The following is a 13,483-nucleotide window of genomic DNA, read 5'->3' on the forward strand; positions in this document are numbered from 1 at the left end:
CAAGCATTGACCCAGATCAAGCATATCAAGGTTCCAGCGGATACGAAGGCCTCGACCACCTGCGACGAGTGCCCGATTCGTTACCGCGCCGTCTGCGCGCGGTGCGAAGCCGACGAGTTGTCGCGGCTGGAAGAGATCAAGTTCTATCGCAGTTTCGAGCCCGGTCAGCCGATCGTCTGGGGCGGCGACCGGATGGATTTCGTCGCCTCGGTCGTCAGCGGTGTCGCAACGCTGACCCAGACGCTGGAGGACGGACGGACGCAGATGGTCGGCCTTTTGCTGCCAAGCGATTTCCTGGGGCGTCCGGGGCGGGATCGCGCCGCCTATGATGCGGTCGCGATCAGCCGGGTCGTGCTGTGCTGTTTCCGGCGCAAGCCGTTTGACGACATGATGACGGCGATGCCGCATCTGTCGCAACGCCTGCTTGAGATGACGCTGGACGAACTGGACGCGGCGCGTGAATGGATGCTGCTGCTTGGCCGGAAGACCGCGCGGGAAAAGATCGCATCGTTCATCGCGATCGTCGCGCGTCGCGAAGCGTCGCTGCAGGAAAGCAAGCCGGGCGGGCAGATGACGATCGAATTGCCCCTGACCCGCGAGGCAATGGCGGATTATCTTGGTCTGACCCTGGAAACGGTCAGCCGGCAGATCAGTGCTTTGAAACGCGAAGGCGTGATCGAATTGCAGGGCAAGCGTGGCGTCCTGTTGCCGGATTTCGAGCGCCTGGTCGGGGAATCGGGCGACGATTCGGACGGCGGCTGGATCGCCTGAAACATCGGGATCGGTCACCGGGGGCCGTGCTGCCGGTCGCGCTTAGGGCCCGGCCAGCCATGATAGGGCCATTATTTGCGTTGGCCAGTTGCGAACGCGCGCGGAACGCCCTATATAGGCTTGGCTACGTTATCTCTGCTTCGATCTGTCTCCCTAATCGGCTTCAGTCTTCGAGTTTGATCTGACCAGCCGGGCCGCCGCAGTTCCGCGGGCGGCATTTTCTAAGGAGACATCACGATGGCCAACGGCACCGTGAAATGGTTCAACGCAACTAAAGGCTTCGGCTTCATCCAGCCGGAAAACGGCAAGCGCGACGTGTTCCTGCACATCTCGGCAGTCGAGCGCTCGGGTCTGCCCCACCCGCAGGACGGCCAAGCCGTGACCTTCGACATCGAAACCGGCCGTGACGGTCGCGAATCGGCGTCGAACCTGCAGTTCGTCTGATCGATCGAACGACGTTTCGAATTTTTCGGGACACAGCGTTCGGTTGAATGACCGGAATTTGGAAAAGGGCGGCATTCTTGCCGCCCTTTTTCATGAATTGATCGTGGTCCTTCTTGCCCTGGACGGCGGCGCCGCGGCGTTGCGCCCGGCCTGATGGGTATCACGATTTGCGCCCATCGGACTGATCCTGCGGCGTTGGCGGTTCACCGCGCCATGAATACCGGAACGTTCGTCTTTTCCAGCATGTTGCGGGTCGCGCCGCCCAGGATCGCCTCGCGGAAGCGCGAGTGGCCATAGGCGCCCATCACGATCATCTCGGCGTCGATCTCCGTGGCCCGTCGGATCAACTCGTCACTAATGGCGGGCGCGGTCCGTGCCAGCACGGCTATTTCGGCCCGCACGCCGTGGCGCGTCAGCATCTGGGTCAGCGCGCCGCCCGGATCGGACCGTTCCGGTCCGCCGCGGCGCGGATCGACGACGGTGATTTCGACCGTTTCGGCCTGTTTCAACAATGGCAGGGCGCGCCGCACCGCGGCCAGCGCCTCGACCGACTGATTCCAGGCCACCAGAATGCGGCGTGGCGGTTGGTCGGGCAGCCCGGTATCGGGCAGTATCAGCACGGGGCAGCCGCCTTCGAACAGGGCTGCTTCGGTCACCGCCTCGGCATCGCCAGGCGCATCGCCGCCATAAGGACGCCCCAGCACGGTCAGGTCCGAGAACCGCGCCCGCATTCCGACCAGGTTCGCGATACCACCGATTTGCGCGACGGCCGAATCGACCGACCAGCGCAGATCGGCGGCGGACACCAGATGCCTGCGCACGGCCTGTTCCAGCGTTTCGGCCTGCTCCATCGCGGCATCTATCGCCTCCTGAAAGGCATAGGGGGTGCCGCCTGGGAAATAATATCCGGCCTGGCTGTGATCGATTCCCAGACACAGGATATCCAGATGAGCGTCCTCGCGCACGGCCAATGCGGCCGCCGCGTCCAGTTGCGGTGTCTGCCGTTTCTCGGTCAGCACGGTCAGGATTGTCTTGTAAGCCATCTCAGCCTCCTTGCACCTCGGTTGCGGACACGCTGGCGCGTCGGAGCGAACGACGCCTTGATCCGAATCAAGCGACGAGTTTGACGCAGATCAAGGTTTCGCGACCGCAGTCTTCGTATTGCCTGACGATGAAGCGCAGGCGCCAGTGCCGCGACTCGCAGCAATCGTGGTGCGGCCTTCATCGAACGGGACACGGGAAACCATGTGGAATTATGTCAAACTGATCTTGCTTGGGCTGGTCGCGCTTGCGGCTGCGATCGGCGCAAATCTGGCGCGTGACCCGGCCTACATGGTCAACGCGCTGACCGTCATGCTGGTCGCTGCGGGGATGTTCGTCTGGACGCTTCGCCGTATCGATGAACCGAACGTGCCGCCCAACCCAAATGAATACATGGACGACGTGGTTCGGGCCGGTGTGATCGCCACGACCTTCTGGGCGGTGGTCGGATTTCTGGTCGGCGTGGTGATCGCGTTCCAGCTTGCGTTTCCCGCCCTCAACCTCAGCGACCTGACGCAGGGCTATACCAATTTCGGCAAGCTGCGCCCGCTGCACACCAGCGCGGTGATCTTCGCTTTCGGCGGCAATGCTCTGATCGCGACCTCTTTCTACGTGGTGCAGCGCACTTCTGCCGCGCGGCTGTGGGGTGGCAACGCCGCCTGGTTCGTGTTCTGGGGCTATCAGCTGGTGATCGTTCTGGCGGCGACGGGCTATATTCTGGGCGCCACCCAATCCAAGGAATATGCGGAACCGGAATGGTATGTGGACTGGTGGCTGACCGCCGTCTGGCTGGTCTATCTGGCCGTCTTCCTGGGCACGATCGTCAAGCGGAAAGAGCCGCATATCTATGTGGCGAACTGGTTCTACCTGGCCTTCATCGTGACCATCGCGATGCTGCACGTGGTCAACAACCTGTCCATCCCGGTCAGCATCTTCGGTTCGAAATCCGTGCAGGTGTTCTCGGGCGTTCAGGACGCGATGGTGCAGTGGTGGTATGGCCACAACGCCGTCGGGTTCTTCCTGACCGCCGGGTTTCTGGGAATGATGTATTACTTCATCCCCAAGCAGGCCGAGCGTCCGGTCTATAGCTACAAGCTGTCGATCATCCACTTCTGGGCGCTGATCTTCCTGTATATCTGGGCGGGTCCGCACCACCTGCATTACACGGCGCTGCCGGACTGGGCCTCGACGCTGGGGATGGTGTTCTCGATCATGCTGTGGATGCCGTCCTGGGGCGGCATGATCAACGGCCTGATGACCTTGTCGGGGGCCTGGGACAAGCTGCGCACCGATCCGATCATCCGCATGATGGTGGTGGCCGTCGGTTTCTACGGCATGTCCACCTTCGAAGGTCCGATGATGTCGATCAAGGCCGTCAACAGCTTGTCGCATTATACCGACTGGACCATCGGCCATGTTCACTCAGGCGCACTTGGCTGGAACGGAATGATCACCTTTGGCGCGCTTTACTATCTGGTGCCGCGGCTGTGGGGACGCGAACGGCTTTACAGCCTGTCGCTGGTTAGCTGGCATTTCTGGCTCGCGACGATCGGGATCGTTCTCTACGCCGCCTCGATGTGGGTGACCGGGATCATGGAAGGGTTGATGTGGCGCGAGGTCGACAGCCAGGGCTTCCTTGTGAACGCGTTCGCCGACACCGTGGCCGCCAAGTTCCCGATGTATGTGGTCCGCGCGCTGGGTGGGGTGATGTACTTGGCTGGCGGATTGATCATGGCTTACAATCTTTGGGCGACCGTCGCGAGACAACCCAAGGCGTATCACACGGCTATCGCCGTGCCGGCCGAATAAGGGGGGCGAACGATGGCAATTCTGGAAAAGCACAAGATCCTGGAAAAGAACGCCTCGCTGCTGTTGGTGTTCTCGTTCCTGGTGGTCACGATCGGCGGCATCGTGCAGATCACGCCGCTGTTCTATCTTGAGAACACGATCGAAAAGGTCGAAGGCGTCCGTCCCTATACCCCGCTGGAGCTGACCGGGCGCGACATCTATGTGCGCGAAGGCTGCTATGTCTGCCACAGCCAGATGATCCGGCCGATGCGGGACGAGGTGGAACGCTATGGCCATTACAGCCTTGCGGCCGAATCGATGTATGACCATCCGTTTCAGTGGGGCTCGAAACGCACCGGCCCCGACCTGGCGCGCGTCGGCGGGCGCTATTCGGATGAATGGCATGTCGACCACCTGACCGACCCGCAATCGGTGGTGCCTGAATCGATCATGCCGAAATACGGCTTTCTGTCGGATCGCATCATCGGCGCGCAGCATGTCGCGCAGAGGCTGGAAACCGATGCCATGGTCGGCGTGCCCTATAGCGATGACATGATCGCCGCCGCGGTCGAGGATTTCCGGGCGCAGGCCGATCCCAATGCAGACGCATCAGGAATGCAGGACCGCTATCCCGGCGCGCAGCAGCGCAATTTCGACCGTCAGCCGCAGGTGACCGAGATGGATGCGCTGGTGGCTTATCTTCAGGTCCTGGGCACGATGGTCGATTTCTCGACCTTCAATCCCGATGCGCCGCGCTGAGGAGGCTGAGATGGAAACCTATTCTTTGCTGCGTCAACTGGCCGACAGCTGGGTGCTGCTGCTGCTGACACTGTTCTTCGTGGGGGTCGTTCTGTTCGTGTTCCGCCCCGGCGCCCGCAGGGCCCAGAAAGACGCCGCCGAAAGCATCTTTCGCCACGAGACCCGCCCCGCCGAGGCGGACGACAAGGAGAGCCGGTGATGGCCGACGACAAGAACAAGACGCCGGACGGCGACGATCGGATCGGGCTTGAACGCGCCGCCGCCGATGCCGAACATGCAGCCAAGATGACCGGCGACATCCCGCCGCGCCGCGACGCCGGCGCGCCCGAGGCGCCACGCCACCGGCGCAAGGGTCGCCACGGTGTCGCTGTGCAGGCCGAGGTACCCTCGACCGGGCATGAATGGGACGGCATCACCGAATATGACAACCCGATGCCGCGATGGTGGCTGTGGACGTTCTATGCGACGATCATCTGGGCGATCGGCTATGTCATCGCCTATCCGGCGATACCGCTGGTCAATCAGGCGACGCAGGGCCTGTTGGGGACCAACACCCGCCAACAGGTCGCGGCCGAGATCCAGCGTTTCGATCAGGCCAACGCAGCCGTGCAGACGCGTCTGGCATCGGTCGAGCTGGACCAGATCCCGGGCGATGCCGAACTGATGAACTATGCCACGAATGCGGGTGGCGCGGTGTTCAGAACATGGTGCGCGCAGTGTCACGGATCGGGCGCCGGCGGAGCGCGCGGATATCCCAACCTGCTGGACAACGCATGGCTGTGGGGGGGCACGCTGGAGGATATCCACCTGACCCTGCAGCACGGAATTCGCGATCCGCAGGATCCGGACACTCGCTATTCCGAGATGCCGGCATTTGGCCGCGACGAGTTGCTGGATGGCACGCAGATCGACCAGGTGGTCGACTATGTCCTGTCACTGTCCGATCTGCCGCACGACCAGACGGCGGCAGCTGCGGGCGAGGTGGTGTTTCAGGACAACTGCGCGGCCTGCCACATGGAGGACGGCACCGGCGATCGCACGCAAGGCGCACCCAACCTAGCCGATGCTGTCTGGCTGTATGGCAGCGACCCGCAAACGATCCGCCGGATGGTACAGGAAGGCCCTTACGGCGTCATGCCGGCATGGTCGTCGCGCCTGTCCGAGGCCGATATCCGCGCGGTCGCGGCATATGTTCATGGTCTGGGCGGCGGCGAGTAAGCCGCCCGATCAACCCGGTTCACGCTGCCACTTGGCGTGAAAGCGGTCGTCCCCGTCCTGTTCGCGCGTTCCTGGGGGCGACCGCACAAGTCATCGCCTGGGCGGGGCCGAAGGTTCCGTTTTCCGGCTAAGAACTTTCGCAAGGCAGCGCCCGTGCGAAAGACGCCGGTCCCCGATTGTTCGCGCGTTCCTGGGGGCCGGCGGAATATCCTTCCGCCGCGGCGAGGCGGTCAGGCCACCAGTGCGCCGCGCAACGAGTTCGGGGCACTTTCCACGATCCGGACCTGCGCCAGATCGCCGATCCTTGCATCCGGCGCCTCGACGAAGACCGAATGCAGATAGTCCGATTTCCCGACCATCTGCCCCGCGATCCGGCCCGTTTTCTCGAACAGCACGCCAAGCGTCCGCCCGACCATGGCCGCCTGCGCATCCTTCTGTTGCCGTGTCAGCAGGGCCTGCAGTTCCTGCAGCCGCGCATCGGCGATCGCGGCATCGATCTCGGGGCGCTCATAGGCGGGTGTGCCGGGCCGAGGTGAATATTTGAAGCTGAAGGCGCTGCCGAAGCCGACTTGTTCGATCAGACGCAGCGTATCGGCATGGTCCTGATCGGTCTCGCCCGGAAAGCCCACGATGAAATCGCTGGTCAGCATGATGTCGGGGCGTGCGGCGCGAATGCGGTCGATCAGCCGCAGATACTGGTCCGACGTGTGCTTTCGGTTCATCGCCTTCAGGATCCGGTCGCTGCCCGACTGGACCGGCAGATGCAGATAGGGCATCAGCTGCGGCACGTCGCGATGCGCCTCGATCAGGTCGTCGGCCATGTCGTTGGGATGGCTGGTCGTATAGCGGATGCGGTCCAGCCCGTCGATGTCCCCAAGGGCACGGATCAGGCGGCCGAATCCCCATTCGCGCCCGTCCTCACCCGCGCCATGCCAGCCGTTGACGTTCTGGCCCAGAAGCGTGATCTCACGCACGCCACGCGACACCAGATCGCGGGCTTCGCGCAGGATGCGTTCGACCGGGCGGCTGACCTCGGCCCCGCGGGTATAGGGCACCACGCAGAACGCGCAGAACTTGTCGCAACCTTCCTGCACGGTCAGGAACGCCGCCGGTGCGCGTCGCGTCGCGCGCGGCGCGGGCAGGTGGTCGAACTTGTCCTCTTCCGGGAAGTCGGTGACGATTCGCGGAGCCTCGCCCCGAACCATCGCGGGCAGGCGGTGATAGGTCTGCGGACCCACGACCAGATCCACCAGCGGCATCCGGCGGATGATCTCTTCGCCCTCGGCCTGCGCCACGCAGCCCGCGACGCCGATCTTCATGTCCGGCCTGTCCGCTTTCAGCGTCTTCAGGCGGCCCAGATCGGAGTACAGCTTTTCAGCTGCCTTCTCGCGGATATGGCAGGTATTCAGCAGCACCATGTCCGCCTGGGCCTGATCCTCGGTCAGGACATAGCCTTCGGCGCCCATGGCCTCGGCCATGCGCTGGCTGTCATAGACGTTCATCTGACAGCCATAGGTCTTGATGAAAAGTTTTTTCACAGCCGTGGTGCTGGTTTCGTCGGTCATCGGCGCTGTCCTTGGGGTTCGCGCGCTGATACAGTAAAACACGGGTATTGCAAAGGCGAAGCCGGATCAGCCGCGCCGCTGCAATGTCAGGGGGTCATTCGCCCGCCTCGCGCATCTGGCGGGCAAGAAACCGGCCCGCGCGGCGCCAGGCCTCGTCGTTGTCGCCGCGGAAATTCAGGTTGCGGCTAAGGATCAGGTCACCGCTTTCGGTGTCGACCAGATTGGCGAACAATTGCAGGATCAGTGTGCTGGTCTTCTGCGCGACGATGAACAGCGCCTGATCATCACCGCTGTCGCGCGCCAGTCCCAGCAGGCATTCGGTCGTTTCGGGCGAACAGGTCGCCACGGCATCGGCAGCGATCAGCGACGCGCCGTCGATCTCGCTCAGCAGCGTCTCGGCCAGGATGTCCATGCGTCGCTGATGATCCTGCTGCTGATCGCGGGCCTCTCTGGACGTGTCCAGCAGCTTGACTGGCAGGATGCCGACCTGCTGCGCCCCTGTGGTTGCGGGCAGGGCGGCAAGCAGCATCGCAGCGATGACGTTACGCATATCTCACCTCTTGCCCACCAGCGTAGTCGGGTCCGACCGCGGCGTGCAATCGGCAATTCGTCTGGTCCGACGGGCGATCCGGCGCGAAACCGGCCAGGACGCTGGCAATTTGTGTGCGCGGGAAAGCCGCCCATTGAACGCCTCTCGCGGCGCGGCTAGCTTGCCTTCAGATCCGTCCACGGAGGCATGACGATGAACAAACCGCAAAGCTGGGAAGCCCGCGCCGACGAATATTCGCTGTATGGCTTTACCGACCTGCCAAGCGTGCATAAGCGCGGCGCCGTCGTGCTGACCCATGGCGAAGGGCCTTATGTCGTCGATGTGAACGGCAGGCGTTATCTGGATGCCAATTCCGGGCTGTGGAACATGGTCGCGGGTTTCGATCACAAGGGCCTGGCCGAGGCCGCAAAGGCCCAGTACGACAAGTTCCCCGGCTATCATGCGTTCTTTGGGCGGATGTCGGATCAGACCGTCATGCTGTCGGAAAAGCTGGTCGAGGTCTCTCCGTTCCCGAATGGCAAGGTTTTCTATACCAACTCGGGGTCCGAGGCGAACGACACCATGGTCAAGATGCTGTGGTTCCTGCACGCCAGCGAGGGAAATCCGCAAAAGCGCAAGATCCTGACCCGTGTGAATGCCTATCACGGTGTGACGGTGGTGTCGGCCAGCATGACCGGCAAGCCCTATAACGAGGTGTTCGGCCTGCCGCTTGACGGGTTCATCCACCTGACCTGCCCGCATTACTGGCGCAATGGCAAAGAGGGTGAGACCGAAGACGAATTCACCGCCCGCATGGCGCGCGAACTGGAAGAAACCATCGAACGCGAGGGTGCCGACACCATCGCCGGCTTCTTCGCCGAGCCGGTCATGGGGGCAGGTGGGGTCATTCCGCCGTCCACCGGCTATTTCCAGGCGATCCTGCCGATTCTCAAGAAGCACGACATCCCGATGATCTCGGACGAGGTGATCTGCGGCTTCGGCCGGACCGGCAACACCTGGGGGTGCCAGACCTATGACTTCACGCCGGATGCGATCATCAGTTCAAAGAACCTGACCGCCGGTCTGTTCCCGATGGGCGCGGTGATCCTGGGGCCGGATCTGTCCGAACGCCTGCAGGCCGCCATCGAGAAGATCGAGGAATTTCCGCATGGCTTCACCGCCTCGGGCCATCCGGTCGGTTGCGCCATCGCGCTGAAGGCCATCGACGTGGTGATGAACGAGGGCCTCGCCGAGAACGTGCAGCGGCTTGCCCCGCGCATGGAGGCGGGGTTGCGGGCGATCATGGATCGCAGCGATCATATCGGCGAACTGCGCGGAATCGGCTTCATGTGGGCACTTGAGGCGGTCAAGGACAAGGCGACCAAAACCCCCTTTGACGGGGATCTGTCGGTCAGCGAACGCATCGCCAACACCTGCACGGATCTGGGGCTGATCTGCCGCCCGCTGGGGCAGTCGATCGTGTTGTGTCCGCCCTTCGTGCTGACCGAGGATCAGATGGACGAGATGTTCGACAAGCTGGAACAGGCGCTGAACAAAGTCTTTGCCGAGGTCGCCTGATCGCAGCGGGGCACGCCTCGCGGCGCTGGCATGGCGTCACCGCAAGTCGCGGTGACGTTCCGTTACGGTGGCAATGTCGGGCCCATCGGGCGTCATGTCGATGGCGACGGCACCTGTCTTGCGCAGGTGGCGCAGGTCGAAGATCAGGCATGACGCGGGGGTGCCAGTCGGGGGCAAAGCCTCGTTGACGACGACGATATGACGTGGCTGGCATGCCGCGGCGGCACGCGCGCCTGACCCTTTGCCGGTGAAATGCAGGATCTGCCAGCCATGCGGCAAATCGGCCCGGCGGTCTCGTGCGTCGCCCGACCACGCCGGTCTGGCGGCAGCGGCGGCCTGCGTTGCCGTATCGCCATCCTCAAGCAGCCAGGAACTGACCACGAAGGCGCCACCGGCGGGTTTCGATATCGCGCGCCCTTGCGCGGTCATCAGGCCGACCGCCTCGCCTTCGGGTGCGATCAGGATGCTAGGTCGCGATGCGGACAGCCACAATGCCAGCGCAGCGCCCAGCATGGCCAGACCGGCGGCGAATCCCGCCGTCATGGGGGAAAGACGGTGATGCCCGCTGCCCGGTCGCCAGCACAGCACTGCCAGCACGGCGCCGAAACCGATCAGCGGCAGGACAGGCGCAGGCGGCAAGGCGATCGCGCTGACTGCGCCGTCCAGCCCCGCGACGAATTCGGCCACGCGCAGCATCCAGTCCGTGCCAACGCCCATCACCCACAATGCCGGCCCGGCCAGTCCGATGGGGGCAAGAACCGCGCCGATCACCCCCGCCGGCATGACAAGCGTGCCCATCACCGGAACGGCCAGAAGATTCGCCAGAAGCCCGTATTGGGCCATCCGGTTGAAATGCGCCGCGGCAATCGGCGACGTCGCCATCGCCGCCACGAAAGACGAGATCAGCAGCATCATGACCGGCCGCAGCCAGAACGGCAGATGCGGAGAGATCCGCGACCAAGGACCATAGGTCAGGATCAGCGCGACCGTGGCGGCAAAGCTCATCTGGAAACCGGGCGATGTCAAAGCCTCGGGGCTGTAGATCAGGATGATCGTCGCCGCCAGCGCCACCGTCCTCAGCGATATCGCCCGGCGGTCGGCAAGGATCGCGCACAGCATCACCGCCACCATGACAAAGGCACGCTCGGTCGCGACACCGCCGCCCGACAGCCACAGATAGCCCGCAGCCGCCGCCAGCGCACCGAACGCGGCCAGTTTGTGCACCGCCTGGGGCAGCGGGGCGCCCAGCCCCTGCGCCAGCACAAGCGCCAGCCGCAATGCGGCATAGACAAAGCCCGCCAGCATGCTCATGTGCAGGCCCGAGATCGAAATGATGTGATACAGGTTCGACGCGCGCATCGTCTCGTTCGTGGCTTCCTCGATGCCAGATCGGTCGCCGGTCATCAGCGCGGCGGCCACCGCGCCGTTTTGTCCGCCGATGCGGGTCTGGATCGCGGCGCTGATCGCCATGCGCGCGCGATGCATTCCCCAGATTCCGCCCTGCGGCGGTCCGACTGCCATGATCGGGGTGCGGCTGTAGCCGACGGCACCAAGTCCTTCGAACCACGCGTGCTGGCGAAAATCGAAGCTGCCGGGCGCGGCCGGTCCCGGCGGCGGTCCCAGATGGCCGGTCAGCATGACCCGCTGACCCAGATCGGGCAGCGCATCCGCCGCCGCATCCATAAGCGACAGTCGAACCCGGCCCGGCGTGCGGTCGGGCGCCAGGTCGCGCAGCACCACGCGGTCCAGCGTTAGCCGGATCCGGTCGCGGGCCGAACGGTCGATCTGGACCAGCCGCCCCTCGATCGGTCCATAGTAGCGCCATTCCAGAACCGGTGCCGCGACCTGAGCGGATCGCAGCCCGGCAAGGCCGATCCCGGCAGCAATCAGCGCCAGCGCCAGGCCGATCAGTCTTGCGCCATCGGCCGCCTGCCAGCCGATGCGCCCGGCCTCGGCAAGCGGAAGCGCGGCGCGCGCCAGCCCAAGCGATACGGTTGCGACCGTAGCAAGGGCCAGCCACTGGAACAGTAGGGGCCGCGCCGGCAGCACGAACCAGATCGCGATGCCGACCGCCAGGCAGACCGGGACCCACGCGAACTGTCCCGCCCGGCCTGCTGCGGCCGGGCGGGCAGGGCGGACGGCCGCTGGCTGTGCCGCGCGCTGACGGGACGGAGCAAATCCCGGCAGCGGCGTCATCGCGGCTGTCGCCGTGGTGGCTGCGGGCAGGACTGACCTGCTGCCGGCCGGGGCGGTCATTCTTGTCCTTTCTGAGGGGCTTCTCTATCTCTACGTCACGACCATGGCACGACCTGCTTACCAAAGCGTTAACGCGGTTCTGCCCGACCCGGAATTCGCGACCAGGAAGGCCCGCATGAACGACCAAGCCCAGATCGTCACCCGCTTTGCCCCGTCACCCACCGGATACCTGCATATCGGCGGGGCGCGGACGGCGCTGTTCAACTGGCTGTATGCGCGTGGCCGGGGCGGGAAGTTCCTGCTGCGGATCGAAGATACAGATCGCGCGCGCTCGACCGCCGAGGCGACGTCGGCGATCCTGAAGGGGCTGGAATGGCTGGGGCTGGACTGGGATGACGAGCCGCTCAGCCAGTTCGCGCGCAAGGAACGCCACGCCGAGGTGGCCCGCGAGATGCTGGCGGCGGGCGCGGCGTACAAGTGCTTTTCGACGACCGAGGAAATCGCGGCTTGGCGCGAGGCGCATCCCCGCGAGCCGTTCAAAAGCCCGTGGCGTGACGCGACTGAGCTGCCCGACACGCCCTTTGCGATCCGGCTTAAGGCACCCCGCAGCGGCGAGACGGTGATCGAGGATGCGGTGCAGGGTCAGGTCCGGGTCGCAAATGATCAGCTGGACGATATGGTCCTGCTGCGCAGCGACGGCACGCCGACCTACATGCTGGCGGTGGTGGTGGACGATCACGATATGGGCGTGACCCATGTGATCCGTGGCGACGACCACCTGACCAACACAGCCCGGCAGATCCAGATCTATGACGCGATGGGCTGGCCGCGCCCGGTCTTTGCCCATATCCCGCTGATCCACGGCGAAGACGGCAAGAAACTGTCCAAGCGGCACGGAGCGGTCGGGCTGCACGAATTCGCGGCGCTGGGATATCCCGCCGCCGCCATGCGCAACTATCTGGCACGGCTTGGCTGGAGCCATGGCGACGACGAGTTGTTCGACGATGCCCAGGCCCGCGAGTGGTTCGATCTGTCAGGGATTGGGCGCGCGCCTGCCCGTCTTGATTTCAAGAAGCTGGAACATGTCAGCGGACATCATATCGGCCTGATGGACGACGCCGCCTTGCTGGCCGCGCTGGAACTGTACCTCTCCGAAACGGATGGTCAGCCTCTTTCCGCCACGCAGAAACAACGGCTTGTGCCGGCGCTGCCGGCATTGAAGGAAAAGGCCCGGACCCTGCCGCAACTGCTGGATCAGGCGCGATTTGCACTGGTCGAACGACCCGTCGATGTGGACGAGAAGGCGGCGAAAAATCTGGACACGGTATCCCGTGGTATGCTGAAATCATTGACTGCCGCGGTGCAGCATGCTAGCTGGACGCGAGACGAGCTGGAGCAGGCGGCCAAGCAGGTCGCCGAGGAGAACGGCGTCGGGTTGGGCAAGCTTGCGGGGCCCCTGCGCGCCGCTCTGGCCGGGCGCACCGCGACCCCCAGCGTGTTCGACATGATGACGGCGCTAGGCCGCGAGGAATCGCTGGCCCGGCTTCAGGACCAGACGGAATTGGCAGGCTGAGGCCTGCCGTCACATGCCAGG

Annotated in this window: 12 protein-coding genes; 8 read left to right on the forward strand and 4 right to left on the reverse strand. The window is 64.2% G+C overall.

Going from position 1 to position 13,483, the window contains the following annotated elements; genetic code table 11:
• Positions 1-6 precede the first annotated feature (6 nt).
• A complete protein-coding gene (gene fnrL, locus MU516_RS02090) occupies positions 7-771 on the forward strand; it encodes a transcriptional regulator FnrL (RefSeq protein ID WP_425606792.1) in 765 nt (254 codons plus the stop codon).
• A gap of 237 nt (positions 772-1,008) precedes the next feature.
• A complete protein-coding gene (locus MU516_RS02095) occupies positions 1,009-1,215 on the forward strand; it encodes a cold-shock protein (RefSeq protein ID WP_209054581.1) in 207 nt (68 codons plus the stop codon).
• Between the two features lie 203 nt (positions 1,216-1,418).
• On the opposite strand, the gene MU516_RS02100 is transcribed toward MU516_RS02095, so the two are convergent.
• A complete protein-coding gene (locus MU516_RS02100; protein ID WP_260275538.1) occupies positions 1,419-2,258 on the reverse strand; it encodes a universal stress protein in 840 nt (279 codons plus the stop codon).
• Between the two features lie 202 nt (positions 2,259-2,460).
• Between MU516_RS02100 and ccoN the strand changes: the two genes are divergently transcribed.
• From ccoN to ccoP, 4 genes are read left to right on the forward strand one after another with little or no spacing between them, the layout of a single operon-like run.
• The gene (ccoN, locus tag MU516_RS02105; RefSeq protein WP_260275539.1) at positions 2,461-4,065 is read left to right on the forward strand and encodes a cytochrome-c oxidase, cbb3-type subunit I; all 1,605 of its coding nucleotides are present in this window, start codon (positions 2,461-2,463) and stop codon (positions 4,063-4,065) included.
• Between the two features lie 12 nt (positions 4,066-4,077).
• Complete coding sequence (gene ccoO / locus MU516_RS02110) at positions 4,078-4,803, forward strand: cytochrome-c oxidase, cbb3-type subunit II (protein ID WP_209054578.1); 726 nt, start codon at positions 4,078-4,080, stop codon at positions 4,801-4,803.
• Between the two features lie 10 nt (positions 4,804-4,813).
• Positions 4,814-5,002, forward strand: coding sequence for a CcoQ/FixQ family Cbb3-type cytochrome c oxidase assembly chaperone (locus tag MU516_RS02115; RefSeq protein ID WP_260275540.1), 189 nt, complete (start codon positions 4,814-4,816; stop codon positions 5,000-5,002).
• The gene (ccoP, locus tag MU516_RS02120) at positions 5,002-6,021 is read left to right on the forward strand and encodes a cytochrome-c oxidase, cbb3-type subunit III (RefSeq protein WP_260275541.1); all 1,020 of its coding nucleotides are present in this window, start codon (positions 5,002-5,004) and stop codon (positions 6,019-6,021) included. The genes MU516_RS02115 and ccoP overlap by 1 nt, the downstream gene beginning before the upstream one ends.
• A gap of 230 nt (positions 6,022-6,251) precedes the next feature.
• Here the strand turns inward: ccoP and miaB are convergent, their stop codons facing one another.
• Together miaB and MU516_RS02130 are read right to left on the reverse strand one after the other, a co-directional pair.
• Positions 6,252-7,586 (reverse strand): tRNA (N6-isopentenyl adenosine(37)-C2)-methylthiotransferase MiaB, encoded by a 1,335-nt coding sequence (gene miaB, locus MU516_RS02125; protein ID WP_260275542.1) that lies wholly within the window; start codon positions 7,584-7,586, stop codon positions 6,252-6,254.
• Between the two features lie 94 nt (positions 7,587-7,680).
• On the reverse strand, positions 7,681-8,136 hold the full coding sequence (locus MU516_RS02130) for a DUF2380 domain-containing protein (protein ID WP_260275543.1): 456 nt from the start codon (positions 8,134-8,136) through the stop codon (positions 7,681-7,683).
• Positions 8,137-8,328: 192 nt separating this feature from the next.
• Here MU516_RS02130 and MU516_RS02135 point away from each other — a divergent pair, with 192 nt between their 5' ends.
• A complete protein-coding gene (locus tag MU516_RS02135) occupies positions 8,329-9,693 on the forward strand; it encodes an aminotransferase (protein WP_425606793.1) in 1,365 nt (454 codons plus the stop codon).
• A 36-nt stretch (positions 9,694-9,729) separates the two neighbouring features.
• Here the strand turns inward: MU516_RS02135 and MU516_RS02140 are convergent, their stop codons facing one another.
• Entirely contained in the window at positions 9,730-11,949 is a 2,220-nt protein-coding gene (locus tag MU516_RS02140; RefSeq protein WP_260275545.1) for a ComEC/Rec2 family competence protein, read from the reverse strand.
• A gap of 115 nt (positions 11,950-12,064) precedes the next feature.
• Here MU516_RS02140 and gltX point away from each other — a divergent pair, with 115 nt between their 5' ends.
• Positions 12,065-13,462, forward strand: coding sequence for a glutamate--tRNA ligase (gltX, locus tag MU516_RS02145; RefSeq protein WP_260275546.1), 1,398 nt, complete (start codon positions 12,065-12,067; stop codon positions 13,460-13,462).
• Positions 13,463-13,483 lie beyond the last annotated feature (21 nt).

This window comes from Paracoccus maritimus, assembly GCF_025195095.1.
GTDB lineage: Bacteria > Pseudomonadota > Alphaproteobacteria > Rhodobacterales > Rhodobacteraceae > Paracoccus > Paracoccus maritimus.

Bases quoted from the DNA above. Each gene is read 5' to 3' on its own strand.
- miaB (WP_260275542.1), bottom strand. From the start codon at position 7,586: ATGACCGACGAAACCAGCACCACGGCTGTGAAAAAACTTTTCATCAAG.
- ccoN (WP_260275539.1), top strand. From the start codon at position 2,461: ATGTGGAATTATGTCAAACTGATCTTGCTTGGGCTGGTCGCGCTTGCG.
- MU516_RS02130 (WP_260275543.1), bottom strand. From the start codon at position 8,136: ATGCGTAACGTCATCGCTGCGATGCTGCTTGCCGCCCTGCCCGCAACC.
- MU516_RS02140 (WP_260275545.1), bottom strand. From the start codon at position 11,949: ATGACCGCCCCGGCCGGCAGCAGGTCAGTCCTGCCCGCAGCCACCACG.
- MU516_RS02115 (WP_260275540.1), top strand. From the start codon at position 4,814: ATGGAAACCTATTCTTTGCTGCGTCAACTGGCCGACAGCTGGGTGCTG.
- ccoO (WP_209054578.1), top strand. From the start codon at position 4,078: ATGGCAATTCTGGAAAAGCACAAGATCCTGGAAAAGAACGCCTCGCTG.
- MU516_RS02095 (WP_209054581.1), top strand. From the start codon at position 1,009: ATGGCCAACGGCACCGTGAAATGGTTCAACGCAACTAAAGGCTTCGGC.
- MU516_RS02135 (WP_425606793.1), top strand. From the start codon at position 8,329: ATGAACAAACCGCAAAGCTGGGAAGCCCGCGCCGACGAATATTCGCTG.
- ccoP (WP_260275541.1), top strand. From the start codon at position 5,002: ATGGCCGACGACAAGAACAAGACGCCGGACGGCGACGATCGGATCGGG.
- MU516_RS02100 (WP_260275538.1), bottom strand. From the start codon at position 2,258: ATGGCTTACAAGACAATCCTGACCGTGCTGACCGAGAAACGGCAGACA.
- gltX (WP_260275546.1), top strand. From the start codon at position 12,065: ATGAACGACCAAGCCCAGATCGTCACCCGCTTTGCCCCGTCACCCACC.